The 18,022-nt window shown below is 70.0% G+C and carries 14 protein-coding genes; 12 read left to right on the top strand and 2 right to left on the bottom strand.

All coding sequences use genetic code 11. The annotated features are described in order from the left end of the window. Positions 1 to 35 precede the first annotated feature (35 nt). From hisI to CV1CTNOD_RS15220, 12 genes are all read left to right on the top strand, one after another. A complete protein-coding gene (hisI, locus tag CV1CTNOD_RS15280; protein ID WP_131786752.1) occupies positions 36 to 497 on the top strand; it encodes a phosphoribosyl-AMP cyclohydrolase in 462 nt (153 codons plus the stop codon). Next, on the top strand, positions 494 to 2,002 hold the full coding sequence (locus CV1CTNOD_RS15275; RefSeq protein WP_131786751.1) for an anthranilate synthase component I: 1,509 nt from the start codon (positions 494 to 496) through the stop codon (positions 2,000 to 2,002). The genes hisI and CV1CTNOD_RS15275 overlap by 4 nt, the downstream gene beginning before the upstream one ends. Beyond that, positions 1,999 to 2,697, top strand: coding sequence for a Trp biosynthesis-associated membrane protein (locus CV1CTNOD_RS15270; protein ID WP_131786750.1), 699 nt, complete (start codon positions 1,999 to 2,001; stop codon positions 2,695 to 2,697). The genes CV1CTNOD_RS15275 and CV1CTNOD_RS15270 overlap by 4 nt, the downstream gene beginning before the upstream one ends. 431 nt (positions 2,698 to 3,128) lie before the next feature. Next, entirely contained in the window at positions 3,129 to 3,935 is an 807-nt protein-coding gene (trpC, locus tag CV1CTNOD_RS15260; protein WP_131786748.1) for an indole-3-glycerol phosphate synthase TrpC, read from the top strand. A 46-nt stretch (positions 3,936 to 3,981) separates the two neighbouring features. After that, entirely contained in the window at positions 3,982 to 5,226 is a 1,245-nt protein-coding gene (gene trpB / locus CV1CTNOD_RS15255) for a tryptophan synthase subunit beta (protein WP_207386468.1), read from the top strand. A gap of 58 nt (positions 5,227 to 5,284) precedes the next feature. After that, positions 5,285 to 6,172: a tryptophan synthase subunit alpha gene (trpA, locus tag CV1CTNOD_RS15250; RefSeq protein ID WP_131786747.1), complete on the top strand. Its 888-nt coding sequence runs from the start codon at positions 5,285 to 5,287 to the stop codon at positions 6,170 to 6,172. Positions 6,173 to 6,298: 126 nt separating this feature from the next. Continuing rightward, positions 6,299 to 7,441: a prolipoprotein diacylglyceryl transferase gene (lgt, locus tag CV1CTNOD_RS15245; protein WP_131786761.1), complete on the top strand. Its 1,143-nt coding sequence runs from the start codon at positions 6,299 to 6,301 to the stop codon at positions 7,439 to 7,441. 263 nt (positions 7,442 to 7,704) lie between these two features. Then, positions 7,705 to 12,291, top strand: a complete 4,587-nt coding sequence (gltB, locus tag CV1CTNOD_RS15240; protein ID WP_131786746.1) for a glutamate synthase large subunit — start codon at positions 7,705 to 7,707, stop codon at positions 12,289 to 12,291. Between the two features lie 193 nt (positions 12,292 to 12,484). Next, positions 12,485 to 13,927, top strand: a complete 1,443-nt coding sequence (locus CV1CTNOD_RS15235; protein ID WP_131786745.1) for a glutamate synthase subunit beta — start codon at positions 12,485 to 12,487, stop codon at positions 13,925 to 13,927. 387 nt (positions 13,928 to 14,314) lie between these two features. Further along, positions 14,315 to 15,577, top strand: a complete 1,263-nt coding sequence (gene serS / locus CV1CTNOD_RS15230; RefSeq protein ID WP_131786744.1) for a serine--tRNA ligase — start codon at positions 14,315 to 14,317, stop codon at positions 15,575 to 15,577. Between the two features lie 231 nt (positions 15,578 to 15,808). Next, positions 15,809 to 16,027, top strand: coding sequence for a DUF6343 family protein (locus tag CV1CTNOD_RS15225; protein WP_131786743.1), 219 nt, complete (start codon positions 15,809 to 15,811; stop codon positions 16,025 to 16,027). Between the two features lie 307 nt (positions 16,028 to 16,334). After that, complete coding sequence (locus CV1CTNOD_RS15220) at positions 16,335 to 17,108, top strand: polysaccharide deacetylase family protein (protein WP_242606714.1); 774 nt, start codon at positions 16,335 to 16,337, stop codon at positions 17,106 to 17,108. 246 nt (positions 17,109 to 17,354) lie between these two features. Here the strand turns inward: CV1CTNOD_RS15220 and CV1CTNOD_RS26740 are convergent, their stop codons facing one another. Then, positions 17,355 to 17,549, bottom strand: a complete 195-nt coding sequence (locus tag CV1CTNOD_RS26740; protein WP_242606713.1) for a hypothetical protein — start codon at positions 17,547 to 17,549, stop codon at positions 17,355 to 17,357. 159 nt (positions 17,550 to 17,708) lie between these two features. Next, the gene (locus tag CV1CTNOD_RS24805; RefSeq protein WP_165485535.1) at positions 17,709 to 17,861 is read right to left on the bottom strand and encodes a hypothetical protein; all 153 of its coding nucleotides are present in this window, start codon (positions 17,859 to 17,861) and stop codon (positions 17,709 to 17,711) included. Positions 17,862 to 18,022: the final 161 nt, after the last annotated feature.

The following is an 18,022-nucleotide window of genomic DNA, read 5'->3' as shown; positions in this document are numbered from 1 at the left end:
TCACCGGATATGTCGGCACCGTCCGGTCACCGGGCATGCCGGGCCGCCGGGCGCGGCACAATGGGCTCGTGCCCGCCCATCCCCCCCGGCTGGACCCCGCGATCGCCGGCCGGCTCAAACGTGACGCCGCCGGCCTGTTCCCGGCGGTCGCCCAGCAGTACGACACCGGTGAGGTGCTGATGGTCGGCTGGATGGACGACGAGGCCCTGCGCCGTACGCTCACCACCGGACGCGCCACCTACTGGAGCCGCAGCCGTCGCGAGTACTGGGTCAAAGGGGACACCAGCGGCAACCTGCAGCTGGTCCACTCGGTGTCCCTGGACTGCGACGGGGACACCGTCCTGGTGCAGGTCGACCAGCTGGGGCCGGCGTGTCACACCGGCAGCCGGACCTGTTTCGACGGCCGGACGCTGCCGGTCACCGTCGTCGATCCGTTGCGAGCCCGCGATGCCCGGCATGCGGACGTCGCCGAACCCGTGAGGGGAGCGCAGCTGTGACGACAGGGGAGGTCAACCCCGGCCGCGCGCAGTTCCACGAGCTGGCCGCCGAATACCCGGTGGTCGCGGTGACCCGCCGCCTGCTCGCCGACGGCGAGACCCCGGTCGGGATCTACCGCAAGCTCGCCGGTGGCCCCGGAACGTTCCTGCTGGAGTCCGCCGAGCACGGCGAGGCGTGGTCGCGGTACTCGTTCGTGGGCGTCCGGGCCGCGTCCACCCTCACCGAACGTGACGGATCGGCGGTCTGGGTGGCCGGCGACCCGCCACCGGGGCTGCCCACCAGCGGTGACCCGCTGGAAATCCTGCGTGCGGCGCAGGTGGCGTTGCGCGCTCCCCGGCTTCCCGACGCCCCACCGCTGACCGGCGGGCTGGTGGGCTACCTGTCCTACGACATCGTCCGGCGGGTGGAACGGCTGCCCTCGGGTGCCGTGGACGATCTGGGCATGGCCGAGCTGCGGATGATGCTGACGGCCGACCTCGCCGTGTTCGACCACCGGGACGGCTCCTGCCTGCTGATCGCCAACGTGTTCACCGGCGGTGGCGGTGATCTGGACGCGGCCTACGACGACGCCCTGCACCGGCTCGAGGTCATGACGGCCGATCTGTGCAAGTCGACCGAGCCGACCGTGGCCAGCACCGGGGTGCCGGCGGACCTGTCGATCGCGGATTTCGTGTCGATGACCGAACCGGAGCGTTTCGAGGCGTCCGTCGAAGCCGCCATCGAGGAGATCCGGGCCGGCGAGTGCTTCCAGATCGTGGTCTCCCAGCGGTTCGAGCGGCCGACGACAGCCGCAGCCCTGGACATCTACCGGGTGCTGCGGGCGTCCAACCCGAGTCCCTACATGTACCTGCTCCGCTTCGACGACCATGACGTGGTCGGCTCCTCGCCGGAGGCACACGTGACGGTGACGGGACGGCGTGCGCTGCTGCACCCGATCGCCGGTAGCCGCCCTCGTGGCGCCACCCCGGAGGCGGACGCCGGGCTTGCCGCGCAGATGCTCGCCGACCCCAAGGAGCGGGCCGAGCACGTGATGCTCGTCGACCTGGTGCGCAACGACCTGGGACGGGTCTGCACGCCGGGTTCGGTCCGTGTGGTCGAGTTCGCCGCCGTCGAACGGTTCTCGCAGATCATGCACATCGTGTCCACGGTGATCGGTGAGGTCGCCGAGGACCGCTCGGCCGTGGACGTCCTCACGGCGACGTTTCCCGCCGGGACCCTCACCGGCGCGCCGAAGGTGCGCGCAATGGAGATCATCGATGGGCTCGAACCCACCCGCCGGGGCCTGTACGGGGGGGTGGTCGGCTACCTGGACTTCGGCGGTGACCTGGACACCGCGATCGCCATCCGCACGGCCGTGCTCCGCGACGGCGTCGCCTACGTGCAGGCCGGCGCGGGCATCGTCGCCGACTCCGTCCCCGTGGCCGAGAACAACGAAAGTCGCACCAAGGCGGCGGCGGTGCTGCGGGCGATCGAGATCGCAGAGTCGCTGCGTCCGCCGACATGAGCGGGAGCCCACCGCACCGGGCGCCGTCCGCGGCTGCTGGGAGGTCGCTGGATAACGGCGTTCGATCAGCGAACGGGGAGGACGGGAACCGGCCCGTTGTCGCCGGGCAGCCTGCCCGCGGCGGCGGGCGGCAGGAGATGGCCGCGGCGGTGGCCGCCTGCCTGCTCGGCGCCGCCCTGGTGCTGCTCACCGCCGGGGCGACCTGGGTACGGGTACGTGTCGCCGCCACGACCGCGGACGGGCAGGAGGCGGCCGCCGCGCCGCTGGCGGCGAGCCTGACCGGCTCCGACCTGGCCCCGGCCCTCGCCGGGCTGGGTCTGGTGGGGCTCGCCGGTGTCGTGGCGATCGCCGCCACCAGGCGGTTGGGACGGGTGGTCGTCGGTGCGCTGGTCGTGCTCGCCGGTGTGGCGATCGCGGTCGTCGCCGGCCGGCTCGCCGCCGATCCCCTGCCGGCGGTGCGGGCCGCCTCGCAGGTGCGCGACCTTGTCCCGGGTGCCACCGCCGATCTGCGGGACCTGCGGCGCACGTTCGCGCCGTGGCTGGCCACCTGCGCAGGCGTGCTCCTCGCGCTCGGTGGGTTACTCGTCGCATTGCGCGGGCACACCTGGTCGGCGCTGTCCGCCCGCTACCGGACTCCAGCGGCCCGGCCGGTTGACGCCTGGGAGGCCATCGACCGCGGCGACGACCCGACCTGACGAGACCCGACCTGACGAGACCCGGCCTGACGAGACCCGACCTGACGAGACCCGACCTGACCCGGCCACGGCTGCCCGGCGTCGGGTCGGCACGGGGATGGCGCCGGGTCGGCGCGGGGGCCGGTGGCTGCGCCGGCGGGCCCGCAGCTGCTCGCCAGCGGGCCGGCGGCCGGGTATCGGCTACCTTACGGTTGGCATCGGTCCCTCTGGTTGAACAATGAACGAACAACCACGATGCGTGGGGATGGAGCTGGTGTATCCGGTGTGCAAAGGTTTTTCGGCTTCCTCGTTTCACTGCTTTTCAGCTTGTGTCAACCGACGGGCAACCGTCGGGTGTGAGAGTGAGAGCCCTTTAGCGGGGGCCGGATGCCGCTCAATCACGCCTGGCCTAACATCGGCGCCATGGCTGAGACAGCCGCGGGCACCGGCCGATGAGCGTTCTCGACGACATCCTTGACGGGGTGCGCGCGGACCTCGTCGAACGGGAGGCCGCGATTCCCCTGGCGGCGCTGAAGCGACGCGTCGAGCGTGTCCCCGATCCCAGGGACGCGCTGGCGGTGCTGCGTACCCGGGCCGTCGCTGTGATTGCCGAGGTCAAGCGCCGTTCCCCGTCGAAGGGCGAGCTCGCCACGATCGCCGATCCGGCGGCGCTGGCGGCTCAGTTCGAGGCGGCGGGCGCGGCGGCGATCAGCGTCCTGACCGAACGGCATCGGTTCGGGGGGTCGCTGGCCGATCTGGACGCCGTGCGTGTCGCGGTGGACGTGCCCGTGCTGCGCAAGGATTTCGTGGTCTCCCCGTACCAGATCTTCGAGGCGCGGGCGCACGGCGCCGACATCGTCCTGCTGATCGTGGCGGCGCTGGAGCAGCCTCGCCTGGTCGGCCTGCTCGAGCGGGTCGAGTCGCTGGGCATGACAGCCCTGGTCGAGGTGCACGACGAGCAGGAGGTCGTGCGGGCGGTCGACGCCGGAGCCCGGCTGATCGGTGTCAACGCACGCGACCTGCGGACGCTGCAGGTCGATCGCGACACCTTCGCCCGGCTGGCGCCGCTGTTGCCGCCGGGGGTGACCAAGGTCGCCGAATCCGGTGTGCGCGGGCCGCACGATCTGCTCGCCTACGCCGCGGCCGGAGCCGAAGCGGTCCTGGTGGGGGAGGCCGCGGTGACGGGGACGGATCCCCGCCAGACGGTCGCGGACCTGGTCACCGCTGGTGCGCATCCGGCCACCAAGGTCGGTCGCTGACCGGCGCCACCGGACGGAGAGCACCACCGGACGATAGGTTGACACGATGAGCCCCGCCGCGACCCCCGCCGCCGGGTTCACCAGCGCGGGTGCCGTGCCGGTGAACCCGCTGCCCGACAGCGCCGGGCACTTCGGGCGTTTCGGTGGCCGTTTCGTTCCCGAGGCGTTGTTCGCCGCGCTGGATCAGCTGATCGACGCCTACGCGCAGGCGCGGGCCGATCCCGGCTTTGCCGCCGAGCTGGGCGGGCTGCTCGCGACGTATGCCGGTCGGCCCACCGCGCTCACGGACGCGACCCGGCTGACCGCGCATGTGGGCGGTGCCCGCATCCTGCTCAAACGGGAGGATCTGGCCCACACCGGCTCCCATAAGATCAACAACGTGCTCGGCCAGTGCCTGCTCACTCGTCGGATGGGCAAGACCCGGGTGATCGCCGAGACCGGCGCCGGCCAGCACGGCGTGGCCACGGCCACGGCCTGCGCGTTGCTCGGCCTGGACTGCGTGGTCTACATGGGGGAGGAGGACACCGCCCGCCAGGCCCTCAACGTCGCCCGGATGAGGCTGCTCGGCGCCGAGGTCGTCGCCGTCGCCTCGGGCAGCCGCACGCTCAAGGACGCGATCAACGAGGCCATGCGGGACTGGGTGGCCACGGTGGACACGACCCACTACTGCATCGGCTCGGTGATGGGGCCGCATCCGTTCCCGATGCTGGTCCGCGACTTCCAGCGGATCATCGGGGTGGAGGCGCGGGCGCAGGTCCTCGACCGGGTCGGCCGGCTGCCCGATGCGGTGGTGGCCTGCGTCGGTGGCGGCTCGAACGCGATGGGGATCTTCCATCCGTTCGTCGACGACACCTCGGTCCGGCTGATCGGCACCGAGGCCGGTGGCGACGGGCTCGCCACCGGCCGGCACGCGGCCGCGATCGCCGGCGGCGCACCCGGTGTCCTGCACGGCATGCGCACCTTTCTCCTGCAGGACGCCGACGGGCAGACGCAGGTGTCGCACTCGATCTCGGCCGGGCTGGACTACCCGGGTATCGGCCCCGAACACGCCTGGCTGCACGAGACGGGCCGGGCGACCTACCGGGTGGTCGACGACCGCGCCGCCATGGACGCGCTGCGCGTGGTGGCGCGCCTGGAGGGCATCCTGGTGGCGATCGAGAGCGCGCATGCGTTCGCCGCCGCGTTCGATGTCGCCCGGGAACTCGGCCCGGACGCCGTCGTCGTTGTGAACTGCTCGGGGCGGGGCGACAAGGACGTCGACACCGCAGCGAAGTGGTTCGATCTCCTCTGATGGCCGTCGCCAGCGGGAATCAGGCTGCACCAGCTCTTACGGCGGAAATCGGGCGCCGATGACGGAACGGACCAGGGTGCGAAGTCTTTCGGGTGAACGAAGTCCTTCGGGTGAGCACAGCCAGTTGAGTCGGGCCTTTGCCAGGGCCCGCTTCGACGGGCGGGCGGTGCTGGTCGGCTACCTGCCGGCGGGCTTCCCCTCGGTTGCCGGTGCGATCACGGCGATGCGGGCCCTCGTCGAGGCCGGGGTGGACGTCGTCGAGGTCGGCTTTCCCTACTCCGACCCGACCATGGACGGTCCGGTGATCCAGGCCGCGGCCGACGCCGCACTGCGCCGCGGAGTCACTACCCGTGACGTCCTGCGTACCGTGGAGGCGGTGGCCGTGACCGGCGTACCGGCGCTGGTGATGACCTACTGGAACCCGGTCGAACGGTACGGGGCCACCGCGTTCGCTCGAGATCTCGCGGCCGCGGGCGGGGCCGGGGTGATCACGCCGGACCTGCCTCCCGAGGAGGCCGGTCCATGGCTTGCGGCCGCCGCCGAAGCCGAGCTCGACCCGGTCTTCCTGGTCGCGCCGAGCTCGACCGACGCCCGTCTGGCGCGTGTCGCCGAGGTCAGCAGGGGTTTCGTCTACGCCGCGTCGCTCATGGGCGTGACCGGAACCCGGGCGCGCGTGGGCGAGCAGGCGGCCGAGCTGGCCCGGCGGGTCCGGGCCGTCACCGACACGCCCGTCGCCGTCGGGCTGGGTGTGAGCACGCCCGGTCAGGCGGCCGAGGTCGCCGGATTCGCCGACGGAGTGATCGTCGGTTCGGCCCTGGTCAAGGCGCTGCTGGACGCCGAACGCGCGGGGGAGGATCCGCAGGCCGCCGTCGCGGCGCTGCGGCGGATCGTGACCGAGCTCGCCGCCGGGGTACGCCAGCCCGAACCGTCCATGCCACGGGTGTAGTCCCCGCCGTTCCCACCGTCCAACCCCGTCCAACCCCGTCCTTGCGACTATCGGTGGCGTCCGGTGGTATCCGATGGCGTGGAGCACGGCGAGGGGGCGGGTTACGGGCGGTATAGCTTGGCCTGTGTGGTCCTAGCCGCGATTCCCAGCCCCTCGACGGGCGTCCTGCACGCAGGTCCCGTCCCGCTGAGGGCCTACACCCTTATGATCCTGATTGGTATCGCGGTCGCGATCGTGATCACCGGGCAGCGGCTGCGCGCGCGCGGCCAGCCGGCCTACATCGCCACCGACGTGGCCGGATGGGCTGTTCCGTTCGGCATCGTCGGGGCGCGGATCTACCATGTCGTCACGAGCCCGGACGCCTACTTCGGCGCCGACGCAGACCCGGTCGACGTGTTGCGGGTCTGGCACGGTGGGCTGGGGATCTGGGGCGGGGTCGCCGGTGGGGCGCTGGGTGCCTGGCTTGCCTGCCGGCGGCGAGGGGTCGGCTTCGGCCTGTTCGCCGACGCGATGGCTCCCGGCCTGGTCCTGGCCCAGGCGATCGGACGGTTCGGGAACTGGTTCAACCAGGAGCTCTATGGGCGTCCGACCGACCTGCCCTGGGCGTTGCGGATAGATCCCGGGCACCAGCGTGTTCCCGGCGTGTCGCTTTACCATCCCACCTTCCTGTACGAGTCGCTGTGGGACGTCGCGGTGGCGGGCGTCCTGCTGTGGGTGGACCGCCACCGCAGGCTCGGTCGGGGCAAGCTGTTCGCGCTCTACGTGGTGCTCTACACCGCCGGGCGGGCGTGGATCGAGGCACTGCGCATCGACGAGGCACACACGTTCCTCGGAGTGCGGCTCAACGACTGGACGTCTCTGGTCGTGTTCACCGCCGGGGTGGCCGCCCTCGTGTTCCTGCGCCGCCCCGTCGATCCCGCGGTGGCTGCCCAGCCGCCCACCGAGCCCACCCGCACCGATTCCGGACCGGCCACCGGCTCTGGCTCTGACGGTCCGCCGTCCGGGGACGACCCGGGTGAAGCAGGCGCCCGGGTGTCCGGGGCCGGTCCGGGTGGTGAAGCAGGCACCCCACCGTCGGGGGCCGGTCCGGGTGGTGAAGCGGACATCCAGCAGTCCGGGGCCGGTCCGGTACAGGCGAGCAGTACGGCGGAGGCGCGCGGCCCGGTCGAGGGGAACGCGGCGGCCGAGGTCAGCGGCTTGGACGAGGGAGCCGGCCCGGCGCAGGCGGGCGGTGCACCGCGGCGTGCGGAGTTCACCGTCCGCGACTGACCGCGGGGCCGCTCGTCCCCTCGGCGGAAAAGCCGTGGTCGACATCGGCGGAAAGTCGTGGTCGGCACACCGTCGTGCTGGAACGCGATCGCGTGCCCGGTTGGCCACATCCGGGTCCGGCCCGTTCGTGATCACGGCGGATCCTGTGCGCACGTGGCACACTCGTTATTGCGTCCGGCCGTGGCATTCCCTGTCGCGGCGGCGCGTCCGGACAGCGTCGTCCGCCTCTTGGAGATCCCCTGAAGACGGACAGGACCCGCCGGATGTCGATCGCACAAGGTTTGTACGACCCCACGTTCGAGCACGATGGCTGCGGGGTCGGGTTCGTCGTCGATGTTCGTGGGCGGCGCAGTCACGAACTGGTCGAACAGGGCCTCACCGTGCTGCGTAACCTTGATCATCGTGGTGCTTCCGGGTGCGACCCGGACACCGGGGACGGTGCGGGCATCCTGCTGCAGGTCCCCGATGCCTTCCTGCGCGACGTCGTCGATTTCCCGCTGCCGCCACCCGGCCGGTACGCGGTGGGTACCGCGTTTCTGCCGCAGGTCGCAGGCGATCGGGACGACGCGGTCCGCGCGATCAGCCGGATCGTCCGCGCGGAGGGCCTGCGGGTCCTGGGCTGGCGTGAGGTGCCGGTGGTCAGCCACATGGTCGGCCGGGCCGCCGCGGATGTCGAGCCGAGGATGCGGCAGATCTTCCTCGGCCTGCTCGGGGCCGTCGGCGCCGGTGACAGCACTGGTGACGTCGACGGCAGCGGCGGCGGCGGTGACAGCGTCGGCGACCAGCCCTTCGACCTGCTGGACCTGGAGCGCCGGGCGTTCTGCGTGCGCAAGCGGGCCCGCCGGGAGGCCGGGGTGTACTTCCCCTCCCTGTCGGTGCGCACCATCGTCTACAAGGGCATGCTCACCACCCACCAGCTCTCGGCGTACTTCCCCGACCTCGACGACCCCCGGTTCACCAGCGCCATCGCCCTCGTGCACAGCCGGTTCTCCACCAACACCTTCCCGAGCTGGCCGCTGGCGCACCCCTACCGGTTCGTCGCCCACAACGGTGAGATCAACACCGTGCGCGGCAACCGTAACTGGATGCAGGCCCGGGAGGCGCTGCTCGCCAGCGACCTGATTCCGGGTGACCTCAGCCGGATCTTCCCCATCTGCGCGGACGGCGCCAGCGACTCGGCCAGCTTCGACGAGGTCCTGGAACTGCTCCACCTGGCCGGGCGCAGCCTCCCGCACGCGGTCCTCATGATGATCCCGGAGGCGTGGGAGAACCACGACGAGATGGACCCGGCCCGGCGGGCCTTCTACCAGTTCCACTCGACGCTGATGGAGCCGTGGGACGGCCCGGCGTCGATCGCCTTCACCGACGGTACGGTCATCGGCGCGGTGCTCGACCGTAATGGACTGCGTCCGTCCCGTTACTGGGTGACCGACGACGGCCTGGTCGTCATGGCCTCGGAGGTCGGTGTCCTCGACATCCCCGCGCACAAGGTGGTGCAGAAAGGCCGGCTGCAGCCGGGGAAGATGTTCCTGATCGACACCGCTCAGGGCCGGATCGTCGACGACGAGGAGATCAAGTCCGAGCTGGCCGCCGCCGCCCCGTACGAGGAGTGGCTGCACGCCGGCGTGATCGCCCTGGGCGACCTGCCCGAACGCGAGCACGTCATCTACGGGCATGAGTCGGTGCGCCGCCGCCAGCAGGTCTTCGGGTACACCGAGGAGGAACTGCGGGTCATCATCGCGCCGATGGCCCGCGCCGGTACGGAGCCGATCGGGTCGATGGGCACCGACACCCCGGTCGCGGTGCTCTCGGAGCGTCCGCGCCTGCTGTTCGACTACTTCACCCAGCTCTTCGCGCAGGTCACCAACCCTCCGCTGGACGCGATCCGCGAGGAGATGGTCACCAGTCTCGGCCGCACGCTCGGGCCGGAAGGCAACCTGCTCGCGCCGTCGCCGGCATCCTGCCGCCTGGTGCACCTGCCGTTCCCGGTCATCAGCAACACCGAACTCGCCAAGATCGTCGGTATCAACGACGACGGCGACATGCCCGGGTTCGCGGCGGTGACCGTCCGTGGCCTGTACGATGTCGCCGGTGGCGGTGCGGCGCTCGCCGGACGGCTGCGGGAGATCTGCCGCGGGGTCAGTGAGGCGATCGCCGACGGTGCCCGCATCGTCGTGCTGTCCGACCGAGACTCCGACCGGCGCAAGGCCCCGATCCCCTCCCTGCTGCTCACCGCCGCCGTCCACCATCATCTGATCCGGGAGAAGACCCGTACCAAGGTCGGTCTGATCGTCGAGTGCGGTGACGCCCGCGAAGTCCACCACGTCGCGCTGCTGCTCGGCTACGGCGCGGCCGCGGTGAACCCGTACCTGGCCTTCGAGTCGATCGACAACATCCTCGACAGCGGCGAGCTGGACGGGATCACCCGTGACCAGGCCCAGAAGAACCTCATCAAGGCGCTGGGCAAGGGCGTACTCAAGGTCATGTCCAAGATGGGCGTCTCCACCGTGGCCAGCTACACCGGCGCGCAGGTGTTCGAGGCGATCGGCCTGTCCCAGAAGCTCGTCGACACCTATTTCACCGGGACGCCGTCCCGGCTCGACGGGGTGGATATCGACGTCATCGCGGACGAGGTCGCCGCCCGCCATCACCGGGCGTACTCGGCGCTGTCCAGCGAGCTCGCCCATCGCAACCTGGACACCGGCGGGGAGTACCAGTGGCGCCGCGAGGGCGAGGTGCACCTGTTCAACCCGGAGACGGTGTTCCTGCTCCAACACGCCACCCGCAGCCGCCAGTACGAGGTCTTCAAGCAGTACACCGCCACCGTCGACGAGCTGTCCAGGCACAATGCCACCCTGCGCGGCATGTTCGAGCTTCGCGAAGGGCTGCGCCCGCCGGTGCCGATCGAGCAGGTCGAACCGGTGTCGGAGATCCTTAAACGGTTCGCGACCGGGGCGATGTCCTACGGTTCGATCAGCGCCGAGGCGCACGAGACCCTCGCGATCGCGATGAACCGGATCGGGGGGAAGTCGAACACCGGCGAGGGCGGCGAGGACGCTGAACGTTACGTCCCCGACGCCAACGGCGACCTACGCCGGTCGTCGATCAAGCAGGTCGCCAGCGGACGTTTCGGGGTGACCAGCGAGTACCTCGCCAACGCCGACGACATCCAGATCAAGATGGCGCAGGGCGCCAAACCAGGTGAGGGCGGCCAGCTGCCCGCGCACAAGGTCTACCCGTGGATCGCGCAGACCCGGCACTCGACGGCGGGCGTGGGCCTGATCTCCCCGCCGCCGCACCACGACATCTACTCCATCGAGGACCTCGCCCAGCTCATCCACGACCTGAAGAACGCCAATACCCGGGCGCGGGTGCACGTCAAGCTCGTCGCCGAGGTCGGTGTGGGTACGGTCGCGGCCGGCGTGTCCAAGGCCCACGCCGACGTCGTGCTGATCTCCGGGCATGACGGCGGCACCGGCGCCTCCCCGCTGACGTCGCTGAAGCACGCGGGCGCCCCCTGGGAGCTGGGACTGGCCGAGACCCAGCAGACCCTCCTGCTCAACGGCCTGCGCGACCGGATCGTCGTCCAGGTCGACGGCCAGATGAAGACCGGACGTGACGTCGTTGTCGCCGCTCTTCTCGGCGCCGAGGAGTTCGGGTTCGCCACCGCCCCGCTGGTCGTGGCCGGCTGCGTGATGATGCGGGTGTGCCACCTCGACACCTGCCCGGTGGGCGTGGCGACCCAGAACCCGGTGTTGCGCAAGCGCTTCACCGGCAAGCCCGAGTTCGTGGAGGCGTTCTTCACCTTCATCGCCGAAGAGGTGCGCGAGTACCTCGCGGCGTTGGGCTTCCGCACCCTGCAGGAGGCCGTCGGGCACGTCGAGATCCTGGACGCGCGGGCCGCCGTCGACCACTGGAAGGCAGCGGGTCTGGACCTCACCCCGTTGCTGCACGCGCCGGAGCGGCCCTTCGGCGGCTCGCTGCACTGCACGACCGCCCAGGACCACGGGTTGGACAAGGCACTGGACAACTCCCTGATCCAGCTCTGCGAGGACGCACTCGAAGACGGCCGGCCGGTGTGGCTGGAGATGCCGATCCGCAACGTCAACCGGACGGTCGGCACCATGCTCGGCTACGAGGTGACCAGGCGTTACGGCGCGCTGGGCCTGCCCGATGACACGATCTCGCTGCGGTTCACCGGGTCGGCCGGGCAGAGCTTCGGCGCGTTCGTGCCGCGCGGGGTGACGCTCACCCTCGAAGGCGACACCAACGACTACGCGGGCAAGGGTCTCTCCGGCGGCCGGATCATCGTCTTTCCGCCGAAGGAGGCGCCGTTGCGCGCCGAGGAGAACATCGTCGCGGGCAACGTGCTGCTCTATGGCGCCACCGCCGGCGAGGCGTTCTTCCGCGGCATCGTGGGGGAGCGGTTCTGCGTCCGCAATTCGGGCGCGACCGCTGTCGTCGAAGGTGTCGGCGACCACGGGTGCGAGTACATGACCGGCGGCACCGTCGTCGTGCTCGGAGCTACCGGACGCAACTTCGCCGCCGGTATGAGCGGCGGCGTCGCCTACCTGTACAAGCCGGTCCGTCAGCGGATCAACACCGAGATGGTCGACGTGGAACCACTCGACGGGGACGACCGCGAGCTGCTGCTCGCACTGATCGCCCGGCACCGGCGGGAGACCGGCTCCACGGTCGCGGCCGGTCTGATCGGACGCTGGGAGGACGAACAGACCCGATTCGTCAAGGTGATGCCACGGGATTACAAGCGCGTGCTGGCGGCTATGAAGAAGGCGGAGGAGGACGGACTGCCCGCCGAGGATCTGATCATGGCATCCGCCCGCGGCTGAGCGGCGTCACAGCAGGCAACACCCGAGCGAACAGAGTCCTTCGCGGCCGTGTCCCCGCCAGCCTCCCCGTGAACCACGTCGAACACCGTCCCCGCAAGCACCGTCCCCGCGACAACGTCTCGCGGGCGGTGCTCCAGCGGGTGGTGGTCGGCCAGACGAACACCACCGAACATCATCACCCGACAGGAGCGGCATGGCTGACCCGACAGGCTTCCTCAAGCATCACCGGGAGCAGCCCAGGCGCCGGCCCGTCAACGTGCGCATCACCGACTGGAAAGAGGTCTACGAGCCGTTCCCGGTCGGTTCCCTGCGTGACCAGGCCGCCCGGTGCATGGACTGCGGCATCCCGTTCTGCCACAACGGCTGTCCCCTGGGAAACATCATCCCGGAGTGGAACGACCTGGTGCGCCGCGCCGACTGGGACGAGGCGATCGAACGGCTGCACGCCACCAACAACTTCCCGGAGTTCACCGGACGGCTGTGTCCGGCGCCGTGCGAGGCTGCCTGCGTGCTGGGTATCTCCGACGACCCGGTGGCCATCAAGCAGGTCGAAGTGTCGATCATCGATCGGGCGTGGGCCGACGGTACGGTCCGCCCGGTACTGCCGTCGGTGCGCACCGACCAGCGGGTTGCCGTGGTCGGGTCGGGTCCGGCGGGACTCGCCGCGGCACAGCAGCTCACCCGTGCCGGTCACAACGTCGTCGTGTACGAGCGGGCCGACCGCATCGGCGGCCTGCTGCGCTACGGCATCCCCGAGTTCAAGATGGAAAAGCACGTCCTGGACCGCCGGCTCGCCCAGATGCGAGCCGAGGGGACGGTCTTCATATCGTCCTGCAACGTCGGTGTCGACATAACCGGGGACGAGCTGCGCGCCTCCTACGACGCGGTCGTGCTCGCCGGTGGTTCGACGATCGGCCGGGACCTGAACATCCCCGGCCGGGACCTGGACGGCATCCATCTCGCCATGGACTACCTGGTTCCCGCGAACCATGTCCAGCAGGGTGATCTGGCTGCATCCCCGATAAACGCGGCCGGCCGGCATGTGGTCGTCATCGGTGGTGGCGACACCGGCGCGGACTGCCTGGGTACCGCACACCGCCAGGGCGCCCGATCCGTGCACCAGCTTGAGATCATGCCACAGCCGCCGCAGTCACGGCCGGCGGCCAACCCGTGGCCGACCTGGCCGGTCATCTACCGGGTGTCGAGCGCGCACGAGGAGGGCGGCGAGCGCGTTTTCGCCGTCTCCACCGAGCGTTTCTTCGGTGACTCCGCGGGCCGGGTCCGTGCGCTGCTCATGCACGAAGTCCGCATGGTTGACGGCCGCTTCGAGAAGGTGCCCGACACCGACATCGAGCTGCCCTGTGAGCTGGTGCTGCTGGCGATGGGTTTCGTGGGGCCGGAGCGGGGGGGCTTACTGGAGCAGCTCGGGGTGGCCTTTGACGCCCGCGGCAATGTGGCTCGCGACGCCGGTTGGGTCAGCTCGGTCCCGAGCGTGTTCGTCGCCGGGGACATGGGCCGAGGCCAGTCACTGATCGTGTGGGCGATCGCGGAGGGCCGGGCTGCCGCGGCGGCGGTCGACCGTTATCTGCGCGGCGCGACCGACCTGCCCGAGCCGGTAACCCCGACCCGACGGTAACCCCGACCCGACGGTAACCCCGACCCGACGGTAACCCCGACCCGACGGTAACCCCGACCCGACGGTAACCCCGACCCGACGGTAACCCCGACCCGACGGTAACCCCCGAATTATAACTTTCGGCATAATTCGGGGGCCCCTGTCTCCGGGGTGGGCCGTGATCCGTGCTTCTCGGTTGATGATCGTTAATGGATCCCGGGGGCGCTGTAGGCTTTTCGGCGACGTTCATACGCGCGGTGGTCCGCGCGATGGCACCGCGGACGTCCCGCCAGTGGGCCGAAGGCGATGCGATCATGTTTTCGCACCGTCGGAGGCCCGAGTCCTTCAGGTCGCTTGGATCACCGAGAGGGCACCGCGGGCGTCCCGCTGAGAGGGCACAGGAGCCAGATGCTGGACAGGCGGTTCATCCGGGAGAATCCCGATATCGTGCGCGAGGCTGCTCGCGTCAAGGGGGTCGACCTCGACGTCGACGGCATTCTGGCTCTCGACCGTAGCGTGCGATCGTTGCAGCACGCCTTGGACACTGCCCAGCGTGAGCGCCGTGAGCTCGCCGGTGCTTTCAAAACCGCCGATCCGGCCGGCCGCGAGCGGCTACGGGAGCGTTCCGGCGCCCTCGACACCCAGTTGCGCGAAACCCGCGACGAGCTGGAGACCGCCGGTGAACGGCTGCGGGACCTGCTGCTGCGCACCCCCAACATCCCGTGGAGCGGCGCTCCGGTCGGACCCGACGAATCGGCGAACACCGTCATCCGGGTCTGGGGGGAGCGTCCGGCCTTCGACTTCACCCCGATCGACCACGTCGAACTGGCCGAGAAGCGTGGCTGGGCGGAGTTCGAACGGGCCCGCAACGTCTCGGGGGAGCGTGCCTACGCGCTGGCCGGGCAGCTCGTGCTGCTGGAGCGGGCGGTCCATTCCTATGCGCTGGACCTGCTCGCGCACAGGGACTTCCGGCTGGTTTCGGTGCCGTCGCTGGTGAAACGGGAAGCGCTCGTCGGCACCGGTTTCCTCCCCGGACACGGCGAGGAGATCTACGAGCTGCCCGCCGACGAGCTCTTTCTCGCAGGCACCGCCGAGGTCGCGCTGGTCGGCCTGCACGCCGGCGAGATGTTGTCCCTGCGTGACCTTCCGCTGCGTTACGCCGGGATCTCGCCGTGTTTCCGTCGTGAGGTCGGCAGCGCCGGGCGTGACGTGCGCGGGCTGCTGCGGGTCCACCAGTTCGAGAAGGTCGAGCAGTTCGTGATCTGCGAGGCCGACGAGGAGCAGTCGGCCCGCTGGCACACCGAGCTGCTGGACACGGCCGAGACCGTCCTGCAGTCCCTGGGCCTTGCCTACGAGGTGGTGGAGTGCGCCACCGGTGACATGGGTCTGGGCAAGTTCCGGATGAACGACATCAACACCTGGTTCCCGTCGTTGCAGCGTTTCCGGGAGACCCACAGCTGTTCGACGCTGCACGACTGGCAGGCGCGGCGGGCGAACATCCGCTACAAGGACGCCGAGGGACGCGTCCGTTTCGCCCACACCCTGAACAACACGGCGGTGGCGACGCCGCGGCTGCTGGCGGCCATCCTGGAGAACTTCCAGACGGCGGATCACCACGTCCGCATCCCCAAGGTCCTGCGGCCCTACCTCGGCGACCGCGAGCTGATCTAGTAGCCGGCCGAAGGGCGCGCGATGACGGTTTTTTCGCGCGCCCCGCGCCCCGCGCCCCGCCCGGAGCGGCCATGGCGGCCATGGCGGCCGGGCGCGTTCGCTTGGGAATGTCGCGGGCACACCACTGGAGGTGAACGGTGTGCGTGGGTGTGGACAGTTGCCTCCGACCGGCGCGGGCGTGGCCGGTGCTGCTCCTTCGAAGGCTCCTTCTATGGTGCAGGACGCGCCGGGATGAACGGCGGGCCGGGTGGGTACCCTCCCGCGCGCAGCGCGCTGGGCCTGCGTTTTGCCCTCGCCCTGTTCGGTCTGCTGTTCTCCGCGGCCGTATGCGTATATTTCGCGGTCCAGGATCAGCCGCTGCCCGCTATCGTGCTCGGGGTGGTCGCCCTGACAGCCATAGTCGACCTGGTTGTGATTGTCTTACGGATCCGCCGCGAGCGTCGATGGTAGCGACCCAGCGCCCACAACACCCTCCGAGCTGTAGGTGGAAACCGCCGCCAGGACGACCGAAACCACCTACTCTTCCGGTGCTCGTAGGTGGAAAGGGTTGTCCGGACGACCGAAACCACCTACGTCTTCTTCTGAAGGAGGCGGGTTGTCTCTGCGTCGCCGTACGCTTCTGGTGACAGCGGCGAGCAGTATCCTCGCAGGCTGCGCCATTCCGTCGCACATACCGATCGCCCGGTCTGGATCCGGGTCTGCTGGCGTGTCAGGTTTACGGTCATCGCCGACCGGTCACCGTCTGCCGGTCGGTGCCGTGTCGTCAGCCACCAGCGAGCGACTGGCGAGCAATGTGTCGGTCGACCGGGCATCGGTGACTGCCGGGGTGACCCGCGATGAGGTGATCGCTCGCTACCGTGATGTCCGGGCCTCCGCCTGGGGCATCGACGTTCCCGGTGTCACGACGGTCCTGCCCACCACCGACAAGGTGATCGCGCTGACTTTCGACGCGTGCGGTGGTCCGCACGGCAGCGGCTACGACCACGCGCTGGTGGCGTTTCTCCGCGAGCACGGGATATTGGCCACGCTGTTCCTCAACTCCCGCTGGATCGATGCCAACATCCGGGTCTTCCACGAGCTCACTGCCGACCCGTTGTTCGAAATAGCGAATCACGGAACATCCCACCGCCCGCTGTCGGTGTCTGGCCGGTCAGCCTATGGGATAGACGGTACGGGAAATACCGCCGAGGCGTTCGACGAGGTCACCGGGAACCGGGACAAGATCGCCGCCTTCCTCGGCCACCCGCCGCGGTTCTTCCGGGCAGGTACCGCTCACTGCGACGACGTCGCCGCCCGGATTGTCGTCGACCTCGGTGAGCGTGTCGTCAACTTCGACGTCAACGGCGACGCCGGAGCAACCTTCACTTCTGACCAGGTCGAGCGGGCCGTGCTCGGCGCGAGACCCGGATCAATCGTCATCGCTCATATGAACCATCCTTCCGGCGGGACGGCCGAGGGGATGGCGGCTGCACTACCTCGACTGGTCGACGTCGGCTTCCGCTTCGTCCGGCTTTCCGACTACATACGATAGAAACTGATTGATGATGACATACGGTATCGAAGCCATGGCTTTCTGATCGGGATCGCCGTGATGTCGACGGCCGATTCATCGTGGGTGGCGGAGATGAGTCGTCCCACGGACTGGGATGTGCTGGATCTGGATGGCAATCCAACTGATCGCACCGTCCGCATTGGCAACTCTCCATGTGGTCATGTGGAACGTGCTGCCGGCGGCTACCGGCACCGAGCCTGCCCTACGCCGACCCGGTAGCTCCCATTAGGCGGCTTCGAATAGCAGTGGGGCGAGCCGTTCGAGCTGGTCGACCGTTGCGGAAAGGCCGGCTGCGAACGGGCGTACGAGCACGTGGTCGGCGCCGGCGTCGAGATGAGCGGTCAACCGGGCCGCCACGGCAGCCTCGTCGCCCCAGGCGAGGACATCGTCGATCAGCCGGTCGCTGCGTCGTCCGGTCACGTCCGTCTCGCTGTAGCCGAGCCGCCGGTAGTGCCTGATGTAGGGGGACTCGGGGGCGCCCGCGCCGAGGTCGAAGATGGCCCGCAGCTGCCGCCCGGGCCGCCTCTGCGTCGGTTTCGAGGAGGACGGCCTGGCGGGGGATGACCAGGGGGTCCGGCCTCACGGCCGCGCGGGCGGCCGCCGTGTGCGCCACGGGCTGCAGGAACGGGCGAACTCCTTGCGCTGCACCGCCACCGATGTGCTGAGCAGGGTGAACGGGGCTACCCACACCCCGAACCCGCCCAGGTGCCGCCGGGTCTGCGACGCCGTCACCGCTGCTCCCTTCCGCCGTCCGGCCTAACCGGAGGCTGCCGCCTCCAGGTGGGACACCAGCCTGGAGGAGGCAGCCTCCGGTTGTCTGCTCGGGAAGGAGGTAGCCTCCGCTTGTCTACCGGGGAGGGAGACGGGGAGGGAAAGGGGCGCGGGGGAGGGGC

Origin of the sequence: Protofrankia symbiont of Coriaria ruscifolia, from assembly GCF_900634745.1 — a bacterium.
In the GTDB taxonomy this organism is placed as follows: domain Bacteria; phylum Actinomycetota; class Actinomycetes; order Frankiales; family Frankiaceae; genus Protofrankia; species Protofrankia californiensis.
The sequence above is the reverse complement of the archived record's forward strand: the minus strand, read 5'-3'. Positions and strand labels throughout refer to the sequence as shown.